The sequence below is a fragment of the Rhizobium rosettiformans genome, from assembly GCF_016806065.1.
In the GTDB taxonomy this organism is placed as follows: Bacteria; Pseudomonadota; Alphaproteobacteria; order Rhizobiales; family Rhizobiaceae; genus Allorhizobium.
This window is the reverse complement of sequence record NZ_CP032405.1, coordinates 1,205,753-1,222,359: the sequence shown is the minus strand read 5'-3', so window position 1 is coordinate 1,222,359 and position 16,607 is coordinate 1,205,753. Positions and strand designations below refer to the sequence as shown.

General features: G+C 61.7%; 16 protein-coding genes. 11 read left to right on the top strand and 5 right to left on the bottom strand.

Annotated elements, in window-relative coordinates:
* The 6 genes from araD1 to D4A92_RS05835 are packed head-to-tail and all read left to right on the top strand — an operon-like array spanning position 1 to position 6,816.
* A complete protein-coding gene (gene araD1 / locus D4A92_RS05860) occupies positions 1 to 966 on the top strand; it encodes an AraD1 family protein (RefSeq protein ID WP_203018708.1) in 966 nt (321 codons plus the stop codon).
* A 49-nt stretch (positions 967 to 1,015) separates the two neighbouring features.
* Positions 1,016 to 2,761, top strand: a complete 1,746-nt coding sequence (araD, locus tag D4A92_RS05855; protein WP_006724249.1) for an L-arabinonate dehydratase — start codon at positions 1,016 to 1,018, stop codon at positions 2,759 to 2,761.
* An 11-nt stretch (positions 2,762 to 2,772) separates the two neighbouring features.
* Positions 2,773 to 3,702, top strand: coding sequence for a Gfo/Idh/MocA family protein (locus D4A92_RS05850; RefSeq protein ID WP_203018706.1), 930 nt, complete (start codon positions 2,773 to 2,775; stop codon positions 3,700 to 3,702).
* A 21-nt stretch (positions 3,703 to 3,723) separates the two neighbouring features.
* A complete protein-coding gene (locus D4A92_RS05845) occupies positions 3,724 to 5,238 on the top strand; it encodes an aldehyde dehydrogenase (NADP(+)) (RefSeq protein ID WP_203018704.1) in 1,515 nt (504 codons plus the stop codon).
* A gap of 9 nt (positions 5,239 to 5,247) precedes the next feature.
* Positions 5,248 to 6,180 carry a 2-dehydro-3-deoxygalactonokinase gene (locus D4A92_RS05840; protein WP_203018702.1) on the top strand — a complete coding sequence of 311 codons (933 nt, stop codon included), beginning with the start codon at positions 5,248 to 5,250 and terminating at the stop codon, positions 6,178 to 6,180.
* A 3-nt stretch (positions 6,181 to 6,183) separates the two neighbouring features.
* Entirely contained in the window at positions 6,184 to 6,816 is a 633-nt protein-coding gene (locus D4A92_RS05835; protein WP_203018700.1) for a 2-dehydro-3-deoxy-6-phosphogalactonate aldolase, read from the top strand.
* Between the two features lie 271 nt (positions 6,817 to 7,087).
* Here the strand turns inward: D4A92_RS05835 and D4A92_RS05830 are convergent, their stop codons facing one another.
* Together D4A92_RS05830 and acnA are read right to left on the bottom strand one after the other, a co-directional pair.
* On the bottom strand, positions 7,088 to 7,804 hold the full coding sequence (locus tag D4A92_RS05830) for a DUF1223 domain-containing protein (RefSeq protein ID WP_246754085.1): 717 nt from the start codon (positions 7,802 to 7,804) through the stop codon (positions 7,088 to 7,090).
* A gap of 235 nt (positions 7,805 to 8,039) precedes the next feature.
* Positions 8,040 to 10,733, bottom strand: a complete 2,694-nt coding sequence (gene acnA / locus D4A92_RS05825; protein ID WP_203018698.1) for an aconitate hydratase AcnA — start codon at positions 10,731 to 10,733, stop codon at positions 8,040 to 8,042.
* Positions 10,734 to 11,005: 272 nt separating this feature from the next.
* Between acnA and ccmA the strand changes: the two genes are divergently transcribed.
* From ccmA to D4A92_RS05800, 5 genes are read left to right on the top strand one after another with little or no spacing between them, the layout of a single operon-like run.
* Entirely contained in the window at positions 11,006 to 11,653 is a 648-nt protein-coding gene (gene ccmA, locus D4A92_RS05820; protein ID WP_203019847.1) for a heme ABC exporter ATP-binding protein CcmA, read from the top strand.
* Positions 11,650 to 12,309, top strand: coding sequence for a heme exporter protein CcmB (gene ccmB, locus D4A92_RS05815; protein ID WP_203018696.1), 660 nt, complete (start codon positions 11,650 to 11,652; stop codon positions 12,307 to 12,309). Before ccmA ends, ccmB begins: the two co-directional genes overlap by 4 nt.
* A 59-nt stretch (positions 12,310 to 12,368) precedes the next feature.
* Entirely contained in the window at positions 12,369 to 13,136 is a 768-nt protein-coding gene (locus D4A92_RS05810; protein ID WP_203018694.1) for a heme ABC transporter permease, read from the top strand.
* Positions 13,133 to 13,306 carry a heme exporter protein CcmD gene (gene ccmD / locus D4A92_RS05805; protein WP_203018692.1) on the top strand — a complete coding sequence of 58 codons (174 nt, stop codon included), beginning with the start codon at positions 13,133 to 13,135 and terminating at the stop codon, positions 13,304 to 13,306. The genes D4A92_RS05810 and ccmD overlap by 4 nt, the downstream gene beginning before the upstream one ends.
* Positions 13,303 to 13,893, top strand: a complete 591-nt coding sequence (locus D4A92_RS05800; RefSeq protein ID WP_203018689.1) for a DsbE family thiol:disulfide interchange protein — start codon at positions 13,303 to 13,305, stop codon at positions 13,891 to 13,893. Before ccmD ends, D4A92_RS05800 begins: the two co-directional genes overlap by 4 nt.
* A gap of 10 nt (positions 13,894 to 13,903) precedes the next feature.
* On the opposite strand, the gene D4A92_RS05795 is transcribed toward D4A92_RS05800, so the two are convergent.
* From D4A92_RS05795 to ftsY, 3 genes are read right to left on the bottom strand one after another with little or no spacing between them, the layout of a single operon-like run.
* Positions 13,904 to 14,494, bottom strand: a complete 591-nt coding sequence (locus tag D4A92_RS05795) for a DUF2585 domain-containing protein (protein ID WP_203018688.1) — start codon at positions 14,492 to 14,494, stop codon at positions 13,904 to 13,906.
* Positions 14,491 to 15,132: a septation protein A gene (locus tag D4A92_RS05790; RefSeq protein ID WP_203018687.1), complete on the bottom strand. Its 642-nt coding sequence runs from the start codon at positions 15,130 to 15,132 to the stop codon at positions 14,491 to 14,493. The genes D4A92_RS05795 and D4A92_RS05790 overlap by 4 nt, the downstream gene beginning before the upstream one ends.
* A 27-nt stretch (positions 15,133 to 15,159) precedes the next feature.
* Positions 15,160 to 16,599 (bottom strand): signal recognition particle-docking protein FtsY, encoded by a 1,440-nt coding sequence (ftsY, locus tag D4A92_RS05785; RefSeq protein ID WP_203018686.1) that lies wholly within the window; start codon positions 16,597 to 16,599, stop codon positions 15,160 to 15,162.
* Between the last annotated feature and the right edge of the window lie 8 nt (positions 16,600 to 16,607).

Sequence of the window (16,607 nt, the reverse complement as noted above, 5' to 3'; positions counted from 1 at the left end):
ATGTTTCTCTCGCAATTGAAGGCTGGCGGCATCATTTGCCGCCAGGGTGAGGCTGCGCGCCTTGTCCCAGGATTTAACTCCACCTACGAACTGGCCAAGGCGGCGATTGCCGCCGGGACCACCGTTGCAGCCCTGATCGAAAAGCAGGGCCAAGGCGACACTGTCGACCTCGTGGCGCTCGCCGCCGAAGGCAAGCTCGACTGCCCGGTCCGCCATCCCGATCCGGCCCATATGTACCTGACCGGTACGGGTCTCACCCATACGGGCTCGGCATCCGCGCGAGACAACATGCATGCGGATACCGCCGGCATGAGCGACTCGATGAAGATGTTCCGCATGGGTCTGGAAGGCGGCAAGCCGAAGCCCGGCGAAACCGGTGTTCAGCCCGAGTGGTTCTACAAAGGCAACGGCTTCAACGCCGTCGCACCCGGTGACGACCTCGTCTCGCCGTCTTTCGCTCTCGATGGCGGTGAAGAACCGGAAATGGCGGGCTATTACATCATCGGTGACGATGGCACCGCGCATCGTCTCGGCTTCTCCGTTGCCAACGAATTCTCCGACCATGTGACCGAGAAGATCAACTATCTCTTCCTGGCCCATTCCAAACTGCGTCCGGCCTCCTTCGGTCCGGAGCTTCGTGTCGGCGCCCTTCCCGATCACGTCGAAGGCACCTCGCGCATCCTGCGTGGCGGCAAGACAGTGTGGGAAAAGCCCTTCCTTTCGGGCGAGGCGAACATGTCTCACACGATCGCGAACCTTGAATATCACCACTTCAAGTATGCGCTGTTCTGCCAGCCCGGCGACCTTCACGTTCACATGTACGGCACGGCAACACTGTCCGTGGCTGATGGATTCGTGACGCAGGAAGGCGACGTGTTCGAAATCGAGTCCCCGCAATTCGGTCTTCCGCTGCGCAATCGCCTCGCAAAGGCTGCTGCAGAGACCGTCAAGGTCAAGATGCTCTGAGCGGATCGGCCTCCCGACCCGCCCATTTTCCAGAGACAGGACGAAAGCCATGAGCAAGTTCAAACCGGCGGCCTGGCCGCGCCAACTGAGATCGCAGCACTGGTACGGGGGCACGTCCCGCGACACGATCTATCATCGTGGCTGGATGAAGAACCAGGGCCACCCGCACGACCTGTTCGACGGCCGTCCCGTCATCGGTATTCTCAACACCTGGTCTGACCTCACCCCCTGCAACGGCCATCTGCGCGAACTGGCGGAAAAGGTGAAGGCCGGCGTTTGGGAAGCCGGTGGGTTTCCGGTCGAAGTTCCGGTCTTCTCGGCATCGGAAAACACCTTCCGCCCGACAGCAATGATGTATCGCAACCTTGCGGCGCTTGCCGTCGAGGAAGCCATGCGCGGCCAGCCGATCGATGGTGCCGTGCTGCTGGTCGGCTGCGACAAGACAACCCCTTCGCTTGTCATGGGCGCCGCTTCGACCGACATTCCTTCGATCGTCGTGACTGGCGGTCCGATGCTGAACGGCTATTTCCGCGGTGAGCGCGTCGGGTCCGGCACGCATCTGTGGAAGTTCTCCGAAGCCGTGAAGGCGGGTGAGATGACGCAGGAGGAATTCGTCGAGGCCGAAGCATCGATGTCGCGTTCCAGTGGTACCTGCAACACCATGGGTACTGCCTCGACGATGGCGTCGATGGTTGAAGCCCTCGGCATGGCGCTCTCCGGAAACGCCGCGATCCCGGCCGTCGACAGCCGCCGCAAGGTGATGGCGCAGCTTTCGGGCCGTCGCATCGTGCAGATGGTCAAGGACGACCTCAAGCCCTCGGACATCATGACGAAGGAAGCCTTCGAGAACGCGATCCGCGTCAATGGCGCCATCGGCGGCTCGACCAATGCCGTCGTGCATATTCTGGCGATGGCCGGCCGCGTCGGCGTCGATATCACGCTCGATGACTGGGATCGCCTCGGCCGCGACATCCCGACGATCGTCAACCTCATGCCGTCGGGCAAATACCTGATGGAAGAGTTCTTCTATGCGGGCGGTCTGCCTGTCGTCATCAAGATGCTCGGCGAAGCCGGCAAGCTGCACAAGGATGCACTGACGGTCTCCGGCGAAAGCATCTGGGACGAGGTCAAGGACGTTCGCAACTGGAACGAGGACGTCATCCTGCCGGTCGACAAGGCGCTCACCCAGCAGGGCGGTATCGTTGTCCTGCGCGGCAATCTGGCGCCAAAGGGCTGCGTGCTGAAGCCGTCGGCTGCCTCTCCGCATCTGATGAAGCATCGCGGCCGCGCCGTGGTCTTTGAAGACATCGACGACTACAAGGCGAAGATCAACGACGAGGCGCTCGATATCGACGAAACTTGCGTCATGGTCCTCAAATACTGTGGTCCGCGTGGCTATCCGGGCATGGCGGAAGTGGGCAATATGGGCCTTCCGCCGAAGGTACTGCGCAAGGGGATCACTGACATGGTCCGCATTTCCGACGCGCGCATGTCCGGCACCGCTTACGGCACCGTGCTCCTGCACACCTCGCCGGAAGCGGCGCGCGGTGGACCGCTCGCCATCGTCAAGAATGGTGACTTCATCGAAGTCGATGTCGAATCGCGCCGCGTGCATCTCGATATCTCAGACGAGGAAATGCAGCGTCGCCTCGCCGAATGGCGTCCGCCGGTCGAACCGCCGGCAAGCGGTTATGCCAAGCTCTTCCATGATCACGTCGAGGGTGCCGATACCGGTGCCGACTTCGACTTCCTAAAGGGCTGCCGCGGCTCGCCGGTCGGCAAGGACGCACACTGAGGGACATCAAGATGGCAGCACGTATCCCGCTGGCGCTGGTCGGTATCGGCAAGATTGCCCGCGACCAGCATATTCCATCGATCGCAGGCGGTGACGACTTCGTCGTTGCCGTCGGCGTCAGCCGGCATGGCAAGGTTGACGGTGCGGAGAACTTCACCGATTTTGATGAGTTCCTGGCTACACGGCCGGACATCAAGGTCGTGTCGCTCTGCACGCCGCCTGAAGTCCGCTTCGACATGGCAAAGGCGGCAATTGCTGCCGGTCGCCATGTGCTGATGGAAAAGCCGCCGGCAACGACGCTTGGCGAAGCCGAGGCCCTTTCGGCGCTTGCGGCCAAGTGCGGCGTCACCTTGTTTGCCACCTGGCATTCGCGCTTTGCCCTCGGTGTCGAACCTGCCAAGCAGTGGCTCGCAGATAAGCTCATCCAGTCGATCTCGATCGTCTGGAAGGAAGACGTGCGTCGCTGGCATCCCGGCCAGGCCTGGATCTGGGAGCCGGGCGGCTTTGGCGTCTTCGATCCGGGTATCAATGCACTCTCCATCCTGACGGAGATCGTGCCGGGGCACATCATGGTGGAAAAATCCACTCTGGAGTTCCCGGAAAACAAGAAGCAGCCGATCGCCGCTTCCATCGCCATGCGGACCGTCGAAGGCGCGCCCATCTCGGCCGAATTCGACTGGCGACAGGAAGGCCCGCAGACGTGGGACATCACAGTCCAGACGAATGCCGGCGAGTTGCGCCTTTCAAAGGGCGGCTCGGAACTCTATATCGGGGGTAAGGAACAGGCGTCCGGCCCGGACCGCGAATATGCGGGAATCTACGAACGCTTTGCCCACCTCATCCGCTCCCGCCAGAGCGACACCGACTATCAGCCGCTGCGAATCGTGGCGGATTCATTCCTCTGCGGGGAACGAAAAGTCGTCGCTCACTTCGAAGACTGAGAAGAAAAGGAGGCCCGACCCATGGCCTATACACCGACTGGAAAACACCTGATCGCCGGCAACTGGATTGCCAGCACGGACACCTTCGCCTCGTCGCCTGCCACGGGCTCCTCCCACACCTTCTCGAAGGGCACGCCTGCCCTGGTCGATCAGGCGGTCAAGGCCGCTGAAGAGGCCTTCGAAACCTATGCCTATTCGACGCGCGAAGAGCGTGCCGCTTTCCTGGATGCCATCGCAGAAGAAATCGATGCGCGTGGCGATGCGATCACCGAGATCGGCTCCCAGGAAACCGGCCTGCCGGAAGCCCGGCTGATCGGTGAGCGCGGTCGTACTGTCGGCCAGCTTCGCCTGTTCGCGGCGCATATCCGCAAGGGCGATTATCTCGATCGTCGTCACGACGAAGCCCTGCCCGACCGCAAGCCGCTTCCGCGTCCGGACCTTCAGATGGTCCAGCGCCCAATCGGCCCGGTTGCCGTCTTCGGCGCCTCGAACTTCCCGCTCGCCTTCTCGACGGCCGGTGGCGACACGGCAGCGGCCCTCGCTGCCGGCTGCCCCGTTGTCGTCAAGGCGCATGATGCCCATCCGGGCACGGGTGAAATCGTGGCGTCCGCCATTGATGCCGCGATTAAGCGCTGCGGCGTGCACCCGGGCGTCTTCTCGCTCGTGCATGGCGGCAGCCGCGATGTCGGTCAGGCCCTGGTCCAGCATCCGCTGATCAAGGCTGTCGGATTTACCGGTTCGCTCGGTGGTGGTCGCGCGCTCTTCGATCTCTGCGCCCAGCGCCCTGAACCGATCCCGTTCTTCGGCGAGCTCGGCTCGGTCAACCCGATGTTCATGCTGCCGAAGGCGATTGCCAACCGTGGCGAAGCCATCGCCAAGGGTTGGGTCGGTTCGCTGACCATGGGTGCCGGCCAGTTCTGCACGAACCCTGGTATCGTTGTGCTGCTGAAGGGCGCCGATGCCGACAAGTTTGTCGAGACCGCAACCGAGGCCCTTTCGGGTGTCGGACCGCAGACCATGCTGACCGACGGCATCGCCAAGGCCTATCGTGACGGTGCCACACGTATCGCCGGTACCGAGGGCGTGCGCTCGGTGCTGACATCTACCTGCGACCTGCGCAACGCGACACCGTACCTGTTCCAGACCACCGCCAAGGACTGGCTCGACAATCACGTGCTCGGCGAAGAAGTCTTCGGCCCGCTCGGCCTTGTTGTCATCGCGGAAAGCGAAGACGAAATGGTCGCCATGGCCCGCAGCCTTTCCGGCCAGTTGACGGCATCTCTGCATGTAGACGCCGGTGATGAAGCGCTTGGCAAGCGTTTGATGCCAATCCTGGAGCGCAAGGCTGGCCGCGTGCTCGCCAACGGTTTCCCGACGGGTGTCGAAGTGGCCGATTCCATGGTTCATGGTGGCCCCTATCCGGCGTCCACGAACTTCGGTGCGACTTCTGTCGGTACGCTCTCGATCCGCCGCTTCCTGCGGCCGGTCTGCTACCAGGACATCCCGGCGGCCCTGCTGCCGATCGATCTGGCTTAAGGAGCCGACGTGACTGGATCACCGTTTGCCGCGCTCGTCGATTGGGGCACCAGCAACCTGCGTATCTGGCTCGTCGACAGCCAGGGTGCGGTGATCGGTGAACGACAGTCGCCCGAGGGAATGGGCAGCCTGGAGAAGGCTGCCTATCCCGCGGTGCTGGAGGGACACCTGTCGGCGCTTGGCGCGCCTGCAGATCTACCGGTCGTCGTCGCTGGTATGGCGGGAGCACGCACTGGCTGGCGCGAAGCACCCTATGTGGAAACGCCAGCGCCTTTGGTGGGCCTCTTCCAGCATGCCGTCCAGCCCGAGGGCGTCAACCGCCCGGTCTATATCCTTCCGGGTGTCTGCCAGCGCGAAGGTGGCGCCTTTGACGTCATGCGCGGCGAGGAAACGCAATTGGCCGGCGCGCTGGAGCAGGGCCTGGATAACGCTCTGTTCTGCCTGCCTGGTACACATTCCAAATGGGCCTTGGTCGAGGGTGGTCAGGTCAGGCGCTTCTCGACGGTCATGACCGGTGAGTTGTTTAATCTGATTAGCCGGCAATCGATCCTGCGGCTGTCCGTTCCTGAAGATGGGGATACGGAGGCGGATCCCGACATTTTCGACGCTGCCGTCGATCAGGCGCTGCAGCCCGGATTTGCTCTGACATCCGTGCTGTTCTCAATCCGTGCCGAAAGCCTGCTTGCGGGCCAAGGGGCAAAGGTCAATCCGGCAGCTCGTCTTTCCGGCCTGCTCATCGGTGCCGAGATCGCTGCCATCCGAGAAGACCTTCTGCGCCACGGAAAGGCCTATTTGATCGGCACGGGAAAGCTGACGCGTCTTTATGCGCGCGCTATCACCAAGGCCGGCGGTGAGCCTGTCCTGCTTGATGGCGGCCTGCTGGTGCGCCGTGGCCTGCTTGCCTCCGCGCTTTCGCTTTTCGATCATGAATTCAAGGACTGAACGATGACCGCCTCCGTTGCCTGGCCCGCCCTTCGCCGCAACCTCGTTGCCATCCTGCGCGGCATCAAGCCGACCGAGATCGAGGCAACCGTCGATGCTCTCATCGAGGCTGGCTTCGAAGCGATCGAAGTTCCCCTGAACTCGCCTGATCCCTTCGTCTCGATCGAGAAGGCGCGCAAGCGCGCGCCCGCAAACGTTCTGATCGGTGCGGGCACCGTTCTCGAGGTCGCCCAGGTCGATCGCCTTCACGACGTTGGTGGAAATCTGCTCGTGACGCCGAATGTCGAACCCGACGTCATCAGGCGTGCCGTCGCCCATGGCATGGTGGCAATGCCGGGCGTCTTCACGCCGACCGAAGCGCTTCTTGCCGCCAAGTCTGGCGCTGCAGCGCTGAAGTTCTTCCCGGCAAGCGTGCTCGGACCAGGCGGCATTTCGGCCATCAAGGCGATCCTGCCACCGAACCTGCCGATCGGTGCTGTTGGTGGTGTCTCCGATGCCAACTTCGCCGATTACTGGAAAGTCGGCGTTCGTGCGTTCGGCCTCGGCTCCAGCCTGTACAAGCCGGGCGACGATGCCAAGCTGATTGGCGAGCGTGCCGTCAGAAGCGTTGCGGCCTACGACGCCCTGCAGGGCTAAGTCGCGACCACGGCAATTGCATCAGAAGCCCGTCCGCCTGCCGGACGGGCTTTTTTCGTTTCAACTTTTGGCGATCGTGTGTGACCGTTGTCACGCGTCAAATCAGATAAACGTGCGGCTGCCCAAATTTGAACATACCTGCGCCGCTTTTTGCGATAGTATATAACTAACTTGGTTGGCGCGGTGCGCCAAACGGTCCGGTCTGGCGCATTGACCCCTTACCCCCAGCCCCCCAATGCTTCTGGGCCGGACCACACCAGGTTCTTTTCCCTTACAGAGTCTTCGGCTTCACCATCATCATCGTCGCACCGACGATGTGAGATGGGTTTCCTTTCTCATCCGCTGCCTGCAGTAGGATAGCGCAGCCGTCGCTCTTGTCGTCGCCCATGCGTCTGGCGGGCAGCGTGAGGTCCAGAGCCTTGCCGTCCCACATGCCGACGGTCTGCACATCCGTCACGCTGTGCCAGTAGTCCAGGTTCTGTCCGGTGTTTTCACCCTTGAGGACCTCGACGGTCTGGTGCTGGCGGAAGTAGACGACGACAACATTGGCCTTGCCGTGACCCGCGCCGACGGAGATCGTCAACTGGTCGTCGTGCCGCGAGGCGCGGATGGGTACGAGCAGGCCATTGCCGGCAGACTGGAGCTTCTGAAGACGACGGTCGATATCCGTTGCATCCGTACCCTTCAGGTGCTCTCGACCGTTGAGAACCGCTTGGGGCGTATAAACGCCGCTCCGGCCAAAAGCCTTCGCATAGGCATATTGCCGCTCTGTGTTCTCTGGCGTGGCAAGCGTATCGGCCCAGCCGAGATAATTCCAGTAATCGACGTGATAGGAGAGTGCCACCACTTCTCCCTGGCGCACCAGTTTCTCAAAGGCGCGATCGGCAGGCGGGCATGAACGACAGCCCTGCGAGGTGAAAAGCTCTACGACACCTTTTGGTTCGACAAATTCCTCGGCCGTGCCTTGCCCCGGAAAGAGGAACAGCATTGACGCAGCGAGGGCGACCATTGCCCATGCCGTGACCCATGCCGTTGTCTTGTCAGAGTTCTTGTGCCGCATGCTATCGAGATGCCTTCACTTGAGTGCAGCACTGATAGCGCCAAGAGCGCCGTGCGGGAAGTCACGATGGGGTGAAACTTTCGGCACCGGCCGAGCGTGCTGATGCAAAAGAAAAGGCCGCCGGTTTCCCGACGGCCTCTCATGGTCTTGTGCCTTAGACGGATCAGGCGGCGAGATCGCGCAGAACGGTCTGCAGGATGCCACCATTGTTCATGTAGGTGACTTCGTCGAGCGTATCGATGCGGCAGAGCAGCGGTACGTCCTTCACGGTGCCGTCGGAGTAGGTGATCTTGGCGATCTTCTTCTCGCGCGGCTTGATGTCGCCTTCCAGGCCCTCGATCGTGACGATCTCGTCGCCCTTGAGGTTGAGCGAGGCCCAGGTGGTGCCGTCCTCGAAGGTGAAGGGCACGACGCCCATGCCGACGAGGTTCGAACGGTGGATACGCTCGAAGGACTGTGCGATCACGGCTTTGACGCCGAGCAGGTTGGTGCCCTTGGCCGCCCAGTCACGCGACGAACCGTTACCGTATTCGACACCCGCGAAGATGACGAGCGGAACGCCCTCTTCCTTGTACATCATGGCCGCATCGTAGATCGACAGCTCTTCCTTGGACGGATAGTGGACCGTGTAGCCACCTTCCTTGCCGTTCGGGCCGAGCATGTGGTTGCGGATGCGGATGTTGGCGAAGGTGCCGCGCATCATGACTTCATGGTTGCCACGGCGCGTGCCGTACTGGTTGAAGTCCGCCACAGCGACGCCGTTGTCGGTCAGGTAGGCACCTGCCGGAGACGCTGCCTTGATCGAACCGGCCGGAGAGATGTGGTCGGTGGTGATCTTGTCGCCGAAGAGACCGAGGACACGGGCGCCCTTGATGTCCTTCAGGCCCGAGCCGGTCTTGCCCATGCCGACGAAGTAAGGCGGGTTCTGCACATAGGTCGACTTGTCGTCCCAGGCATAGGTCTGACCGGCAGGAACCTGAACGGCCTGCCAGTTTTCGTCGCCCTTGAAGACGTCGGCATACTTCGATTCGTAGAGTTCGCGCGTGACGTATTTCAGGATGAATTCCTGGATCTCGTGCGAGGTCGGCCAGATGTCCTTGAGGAACACAGGGTTGCCGTTCTGGTCTTCGCCGAGCGGCTCGGTGGTCAGGTCCTTCTGGACGGTACCGGCGAGTGCGTAGGCGACGACCAGCGGCGGCGATGCCAGATAGTTGGCCTGGACGTCAGGCGAGATGCGGCCTTCGAAGTTGCGGTTGCCCGAGAGCACACCGGCCGTGATCAGGCCCTTGTCGTTGATCGTCTTCGAGATCGGCGCCGGCAGCGGGCCGGAGTTGCCGATGCAGGTCGTGCAACCGAAGCCAACGAGGTTGAAGCCGAGAGCATCAAGCGACGTCTGAAGGCCGGACTTGGCAAGATATTCGCCAACAACCTGGGATCCCGGTGCCAGCGAGGTCTTCACCCACGGCTTCGACTTCAGGCCCTTGGCGACGGCATTGCGGGCCAGCAGGCCAGCCGCAATCAGAACGCTCGGGTTCGAGGTATTGGTGCAGGAGGTGATGGCCGCAATCGCCACGTCGCCATGGCCGATATCATAGTCGGTGCCTTCGACCGCGTAGCGGTTGGTCAGCTGACCCGGCTTCTTGTAGTCGTTCTCGAGAGCCGTTGCGAAGTTCGGAGCAATGGTTTCGAGCGGCAGACGGCCTTCCGGACGCTTCGGGCCGGCCATGGACGGCACGACGTCGCCGAGGTCGAGTTCGAGCGTGTCGGTGAAGACGAGGTCCGAACCGTCGCCATCGCGCCACATGCCCTGTGCCTTGGAATAGGCTTCGACGAGGGCGATGCGGTCCTTGGTGCGGCCGGACATCGTCAGGTAGTTGATGGTTTCGCCGTCAACCGGGAAGAAGCCGCAAGTCGCGCCGTATTCCGGACCCATGTTGCCGATCGTGGCGCGGTCTGCGAGCGACATCGAATCAAGGCCGGGGCCAAAGAATTCGACGAACTTGGAGACGACGCCCTTCTTGCGCAGCATCTGCACCACGGTCAGAACGAGGTCGGTCGCGGTCACGCCTTCCTTCACCTTGCCTGTCAGCTTGAAGCCGATGACTTCCGGCAGCAGCATGGAGACGGGCTGGCCGAGCATGGCGGCTTCGGCTTCGATACCACCAACGCCCCAGCCGAGAACGCCGAGACCGTTGATCATCGTGGTGTGGCTGTCCGTGCCGACGCAGGTGTCCGGGTAAGCGGTGGTTTCGCCGTCCTCATCCTTGGTCCAGACGGTCTGGCCGAGGTATTCCAGATTGACCTGGTGACAGATGCCGGTGCCGGGCGGCACGACGCGGAAGTTCTTGAATGCCTGCTGGCCCCACTTCAGGAAGCGGTAGCGCTCGCCGTTGCGCTCGTATTCGAGCTCGACGTTGCGGGCAAAGGCCGTTGGCGTGCCGAATTCGTCGACGATCACAGAGTGGTCGATGACTAGGTCGACGGGAACCAGCGGATTGATCTTTTCCGGATCGCCACCGAGATTGACCATGGCGTCGCGCATGGCGGCGAGGTCGACAACGGCGGGAACGCCGGTGAAGTCCTGCATCAGCACGCGGGCCGGGCGGTAGGCGATTTCCGCTTCGGCCAGGCCTTTGTTAACAAGCCATTCAGCGACGGCCTGAATGTCCTTCTTGGTGACCGAGCGGCCATCCTCGTTGCGGAGAAGGTTCTCGAGAAGCACCTTCATCGAGTATGGGAGCTTCGATACACCGGCGAGACCGTTCGCTTCGGCCTTCGGGATGCTGTAGTAGACATAGTCCTTGCCGTCGACGGTCAGGACCGACCGGCAATTGAAACTGTCGAGAGATTTAGCCACGGATAGAACCCCGCATATTCTGATAGCCAACACAATCGTGCGGACGCCTATGCACTTCATGCACATCAGGATGCGGGTACGACCATTTCCGCTGTCCGCACGTGAAAACCGCTCCTCGCGATATTCAAGTTCGGCACAAGGATGAACTTCACGCCGGCCGCTGGCGTGGTTGCAGGTCTTATAGATAATTTCTAAGAAAGGCGCCAGACCGACGAAGGACGAAAACGGAATTTTTTATGAGGCAGGCCTCATCCTGCCAGAAGGCGACCATGATCAGGCTCGAAGCCGAAAATCTCTCAGCGCGCCGTGGCGAGGATCTGATTTTCGTTAATGTTTCCTTTAAGTTGGCTCCAGGAGAAGCGATGGTTCTGACGGGCCGAAACGGCTCCGGGAAATCGACGCTTCTGCGCGTCATTGCCGGACTGCTTCGTCCGGAGACAGGCCGGGCGGTCTGTGTCTCCGACGCGGACGGAGAGGCCCGGCCAGCCGGAGAATTCAGCCATTACCTCGGCCATCGAAACGGGATGAAACGCGAGCTGACGGTCGCCGAGAACCTCGCCTTCTGGAAATCCTTCCTCGGCGATATCGGCGGAGGAACGGGCCTTAGCGTGGAGGAGGCTGCTGCGGCCGTCGATCTCTCCGGCATCACGCATCTTCCGTACGGCTATCTTTCTGCCGGTCAGCAGCGGCGCTTCGCCATGGCGCGGCTTCTTGTCGCGCATCGCCCGGTCTGGATCCTCGACGAGCCGACGGCCGCACTCGATCGCAAGGCCGACGCGATGTTCGAAGGTCTGGTGCGTCGTCACCGGGAAGCGGGCGGCATCGCCCTTGCCGCAACCCATCAGCCGCTCGGGATGGATGGAGCCCAGACGCTGGAGATGCTCGGCTTCGATGGCGTCGAACTGGAGTATTCCGCATGATGGCGCTCTTTCTCCGCGATCTGAAACTCTCCGTCCGTGCCGGCGGCGGCGCGATGATCGGGGTCCTGTTCTTCACCACCGTCGTTGCCGTCATCCCCTTCGGTGTGGGGCCGGATCTCAATCTCCTCTCGCGAATCGGACCTGCCATCGTCTGGATCGGGGCCCTGCTCTCTGCCCTGCTCGGCCTCGATCGGCTGTTTCAGGCCGAACGCGACGACGGGTCGCTCGACATCCTGCTGATGCAGGAAACACCGCTCGTGCTCACAGTGCTTGTGAAATGCTTGGCACATTGGGTTGCGACTGGTCTGCCGCTCGTGATCGCCTCGCCGCTGCTCGGTCTCTTCATGAACATGGATGAGGTTGCCATCGGCGCCGTGATGCTGACACTGCTGGTCGGATCGCCGGCCATCACCTTCATCGGTGCGGCCGGCGCGGCGGTGGCCATCGCCCTGCCCCGCGGCGGTCTGCTGGTCTCCATTCTCGTGCTGCCGCTCGCCGTCCCCGTGCTGATCTTCGGGGTCAGTGCCTCCTATGCGGCGGTCGAGGATCCTGCGCCCTTCCTGCCGCCCTTCATGTTCCTCTCGGCCATCACGCTTCTCTTTGCCGTGATCGGACCCGTGGGGGCAGCCGCGGCCTTGCGCAGTTCGGGCGATTGAGACAACTCAGCTTGACCAGGATCAATTGCAGGGCCGCCTGAGACACGCTAGAACAAGACATGACCGACAGTAGCCTTGCCCTGACCAAGATTATCGATCTCGCCAACCCGACGCGATTCCTCGCTTTTGTCGAGCGGGCTCTGCCGTGGTTCGTCGGCATCACCGCGCTCCTCTTTGTCGTGGGGCTATATCTTGGTTTCACGTCCGAGACCGACTATCAGCAGGGCGATACCGTGCGGATCATGTATGTGCATGTGCCTGCCGCCTGGCTCTCGATGATGTGTTACTCCGTGATGGCGATCTCGGCGATCGGGACGCTGGTCTGGCGTCATCCGCTGGCGGATGTCAGCCACAAGGCGGCTGCCCCGCTCGGTGCTGCCTTCACCCTGATTGCTCTCGTCACCGGTTCGCTCTGGGGCAAGCCCATGTGGGGCACCTGGTGGGTCTGGGATGCGCGCCTCACGTCAGTCTTCGTGCTGTTCCTGATGTATCTAGGCCTAATTGCGCTCAATCGCTCCATGGATGATCCGTCCAAGGCCGCGCGGGTCAGCGCCGTCCTGATCCTGGTCGGCTTCGTCAACATTCCGATTATCAAGTTCTCGGTCGATTGGTGGAATACGCTGCATCAGCCGGCCAGCGTCATGCGCCTCGATGGTCCGACCATTCATCCCGAGTTTCTCTGGCCACTCCTCGTCATGGCTCTGGCCTTCACCCTCCTCTTTTTCACGCTCCATTTGATGGCGATGCGCAACGAGATCTGGCGCCGCCGTGTCGGCGCACAGCGCCGCATGGCAGCCCGTCAGGCTGGCCGGGAGCATCAGGCATGACGCACGCCTTCTACGTCATTGGATCTTATGTACTGACAGCCGCGATCTGTCTCAGCTTGGGCGTCTGGATCTATCTCGACGGTCGGGCGCGGCGGGCGGAACTGAAAGCACTGGAAGGACAGGGCATTCGCCGCCGTTCGGCCCCTGCCGGACAGGACACGTCGGCATGACCGAGCGTACAGAACCCGATGTAGCCGGTTCCAAGGGGCGTGGACGGTACTTGATTGCCGCCCTGCCGCTTCTGCTGTTTGTCGGCCTGGCAGCGGTCTTCATGACGCAGCTCCAGTCCGGTCGCGACGTATCGGAGATCCCGTCGGCACTGATTGGGACGAAGGCTCCCATGCTTGACCTTGTTGCCCTTGAGGGCTCCGAGCTCCCAGCACTGACCACGGCTGCCATTTCAGGCAAGCTGACGCTGGTCAATGTGTTTGCCTCCTGGTGCGTGCCCTGCCGCCAGGAACACCCGATGCTGCTCGAACTCTCCAAGGACCCGCGCGTCAATGTCGTCGGGATCAATTACAAGGATCGCAACGACAACGCCCTGCGGTTTCTTGGCGAACTCGGCAATCCCTACGACGCGATCGGGGTTGATCCAAATGGCAAGGCTGCCATCGATTGGGGCGTCTATGGCATTCCGGAAAGCTATCTCGTGGGACCCGATGGCATGATCCTCTACAAGAAGGTCGGTCCCTTCGATCCGGAGAGCTTTCAAACTCAGCTGATGCCGGCGATCGAAAAGGCGCTTGCCGGCAGCTGAGCCTCCTCGATCAGAGAGCTCCCTGCCATGTCTTCACCGCCTCGATCGGCCAAACCAGCATGACGACGTTGAGCGTCAGGTTGTCTCTGATGACGATGGCCGTCAGGATTTCGAACGCGATCGTGAGCACCACCGTCAGCCAGATCGGCGCGCGCACCGCAAAGAAGAATCCGGCGATCATTGCCACCATGTCCATCCCGGAATTCAGGATGCTGTCGCCGCTATAGCCGACCGCCATGGTGGCCGTCCTGTAGCGGTCGATGACAAGAGGCGAGTTTTCCAGGATTTCCCAGCCGGCTTCGATCAGGGCCGCCAGCGCGAGCTTTGCCGTCAGCGGCTTCCTGCGCAGCACGAGCCAGCCGAGGCCATAAAAGAGGAAGCCATGGATGATGTGCGATGGCGTGTACCAGTCGAACAGGTGCTGCGAATTGCCGGGCGTATTCACGCCCGCTTCGAAGAGCTTCACATAGCCGCATTCGCAGATCCAGAGTCGCCCCATCAGATACTGGGAGACAACCTGAACGAGGATGATGACGAAGGTCACCGCCAGCCAGAAACGCGTCGTCGAGTTCTCGCCCGCCTGGCTGGTCGTATCGGTCATTCCGCTTCCTTCTCTTCCAGCGAGTGCTTCATGATCAGCGGCATCTGGGCGAGCGTAAAGAGGATGGTGATCGGCATGGTGCCCCAGACCTTGAAGCTGACCCAGACATCATCGGAAAAATTGCGCCAGACGACCTCGTTCAACACGGCGAGGAAGAGGAAGAAGATGCCCCAGCGGAGCGTCAGCTTCCGCCATCCTTCAGCGTCCAGCTGGAAGGCCGCGTTGAAGACGTAACCCAGCAGCGAGGTGCCGAAGGCCAGGCCCCCGAGCAGAACGACGCCGAAGAGCGTGTTGACGATGGTCGGCTTCATCTTGATGAAGGTGTCGTCTTGCAGCCAGATCGACAGGCCGCCGAAGACCATAACGACAATACCCGACACGAAGGGCATGACCGGCAGGTGCTTGAAGACGATCTTCGAAATGATCAGCGAGATCACAGTTGCGACCATGAAGAGGGCGGTCGCGATCAGGAGCGGTCCGCCGATTGCGGTCAGTTCCGGAAAGGTTCTGGCGAGCCATTCGCCGCGCAGGTTGCCGAAGAAGAAGATCAGGAGCGGCCCGAGTTCCAGGGCCATTTTCAGCAGCGGGTTCTGTTTCTCGGCCTTGGAGGCGTGGGTATCGGTGGATGTGTCCGACATGATGTCGTTTCCTAACGTTTCCGGCGCTCAGCGCGCGATGCCGGCGATGGCACTGGCGAAGTCTTCCGCCTCGAAGGGTTCGAGGTCGTCGATGCCTTCGCCGACGCCGATGAAATAGACGGGCAACTTGTGTTTGGCGGCGATGGCAACCAGAATGCCGCCGCGCGCCGTGCCGTCGAGCTTGGTCATGATCAGGCCGTTGACGCCCGCCACATTGCGGAAGATCTCGACCTGTTGGAGGGCGTTCTGGCCTGTCGTGGCATCCAGCGTCTGCAGCACCGTATGCGGCGCATCCGGATCCAGCTTGCCGAGAACGCGGACGATCTTTTCGAGTTCCGCCATCAGCTCCGTCTTGTTCTGCAGACGGCCGGCGGTGTCGATAATCAGGACATCGGATTTTTCCGCCTTGGCCTTCTCGAAGGCCTCATAGGCGAGGCCTGCGGCATCGGCGCCGAGCTTGGTGCCAATGAAGGTCGAGCCGGTGCGGTCGGCCCAGATCTTCAGCTGCTCGATGGCGGCCGCACGGAAGGTATCGCCGGCCGCCAGCATCACCTTCAGCCCCGAGCCCGACAGCTTGGCGGCCAGCTTGCCGATGGTTGTCGTCTTGCCGGTGCCGTTGACACCAACGACGAGAATGACATGCGGCTTGTGGCTGAGATCGAGAGCGAGCGGCTTGGCGACCGGCTTCAGCACCTTGACGATCTCTGTCGCCATGATCTTGGTCACGTCCTCGCCGGTCACGTCCTTGCCATAGCGCTCGGAGGCCAGCGTGTCGGTGACGCGGAGCGCCGTTTCCACGCCGAGGTCGGCCTGGATCAGCAGGTCTTCCAGTTCCTCCAGCGTCTCGTCATCCAGTTTGCGCTTGGTGAATAGCGCGGTGATCTGGCCAGTCAGCTGCGAGGAAGTGCGGAAGAGGCCTGCCGTCAGGCGCTGAAACCAGGTTTGCTTGACCTGCGGAACCACATCGATTGGCGGCGGCGCAGTCTCCGCCGCAGAAAAACCCTTCGGCAGAGCGACAGCTATAGGTGTCTCCGTAGGATCGACTGCGTCGGCGATCACACCCTGCGATATATCGGCGGGCTGCACAGGGTTTTCGTGGAAGGTCGGCGTTGGGGGCGGCGTCGGCTCGGTGTCCCCGCCGCCCAAGTCCTGCTCGACGGCCTCTTCCGCTTCGAGAAGCTCCAGCGGCACCATGCTAAGATCGGTCGCCGCTGTTATCGTCAGTTCCGATGCATCAGGCTCGTCCTGATCCGCTTCGAGATCCACTGCCGAACCGCCAGCTGTTGCCATTTCCTCGGCGAGAACGGGATCTTCTGCAATGGGCAAGTCTTCGTCGCGACCCTTCGGCTCACTCTCGGCTAAAATCGCGGACTTCTCTTCAGCCGTCAGCTCCGGCGGCGCTGCAGGCGTTTCTGCCGGCTTCTCCTTGCCGAAGGTGAAGACTTTCTTAATGAAGCCGAGGGCCATGGTCACTC

Excerpts from the sequence above, each read along its gene's own strand:
- D4A92_RS05790 (WP_203018687.1), bottom strand. The coding sequence starts at position 15,132 with ATGTCGGACACATCCACCGATACCCACGCCTCCAAGGCCGAGAAACAG.
- araD1 (WP_203018708.1), top strand. The coding sequence starts at position 1 with ATGTTTCTCTCGCAATTGAAGGCTGGCGGCATCATTTGCCGCCAGGGT.
- D4A92_RS05795 (WP_203018688.1), bottom strand. The coding sequence starts at position 14,494 with ATGACCGATACGACCAGCCAGGCGGGCGAGAACTCGACGACGCGTTTC.
- D4A92_RS05810 (WP_203018694.1), top strand. The coding sequence starts at position 12,369 with ATGACCGACAGTAGCCTTGCCCTGACCAAGATTATCGATCTCGCCAAC.
- ccmB (WP_203018696.1), top strand. The coding sequence starts at position 11,650 with ATGATGGCGCTCTTTCTCCGCGATCTGAAACTCTCCGTCCGTGCCGGC.
- D4A92_RS05830 (WP_246754085.1), bottom strand. The coding sequence starts at position 7,804 with ATGCTGTTCCTCTTTCCGGGGCAAGGCACGGCCGAGGAATTTGTCGAA.
- ftsY (WP_203018686.1), bottom strand. The coding sequence starts at position 16,599 with ATGGCCCTCGGCTTCATTAAGAAAGTCTTCACCTTCGGCAAGGAGAAG.
- D4A92_RS05845 (WP_203018704.1), top strand. The coding sequence starts at position 3,724 with ATGGCCTATACACCGACTGGAAAACACCTGATCGCCGGCAACTGGATT.
- D4A92_RS05835 (WP_203018700.1), top strand. The coding sequence starts at position 6,184 with ATGACCGCCTCCGTTGCCTGGCCCGCCCTTCGCCGCAACCTCGTTGCC.
- araD (WP_006724249.1), top strand. The coding sequence starts at position 1,016 with ATGAGCAAGTTCAAACCGGCGGCCTGGCCGCGCCAACTGAGATCGCAG.
- ccmD (WP_203018692.1), top strand. The coding sequence starts at position 13,133 with ATGACGCACGCCTTCTACGTCATTGGATCTTATGTACTGACAGCCGCG.
- D4A92_RS05800 (WP_203018689.1), top strand. The coding sequence starts at position 13,303 with ATGACCGAGCGTACAGAACCCGATGTAGCCGGTTCCAAGGGGCGTGGA.
- D4A92_RS05850 (WP_203018706.1), top strand. The coding sequence starts at position 2,773 with ATGGCAGCACGTATCCCGCTGGCGCTGGTCGGTATCGGCAAGATTGCC.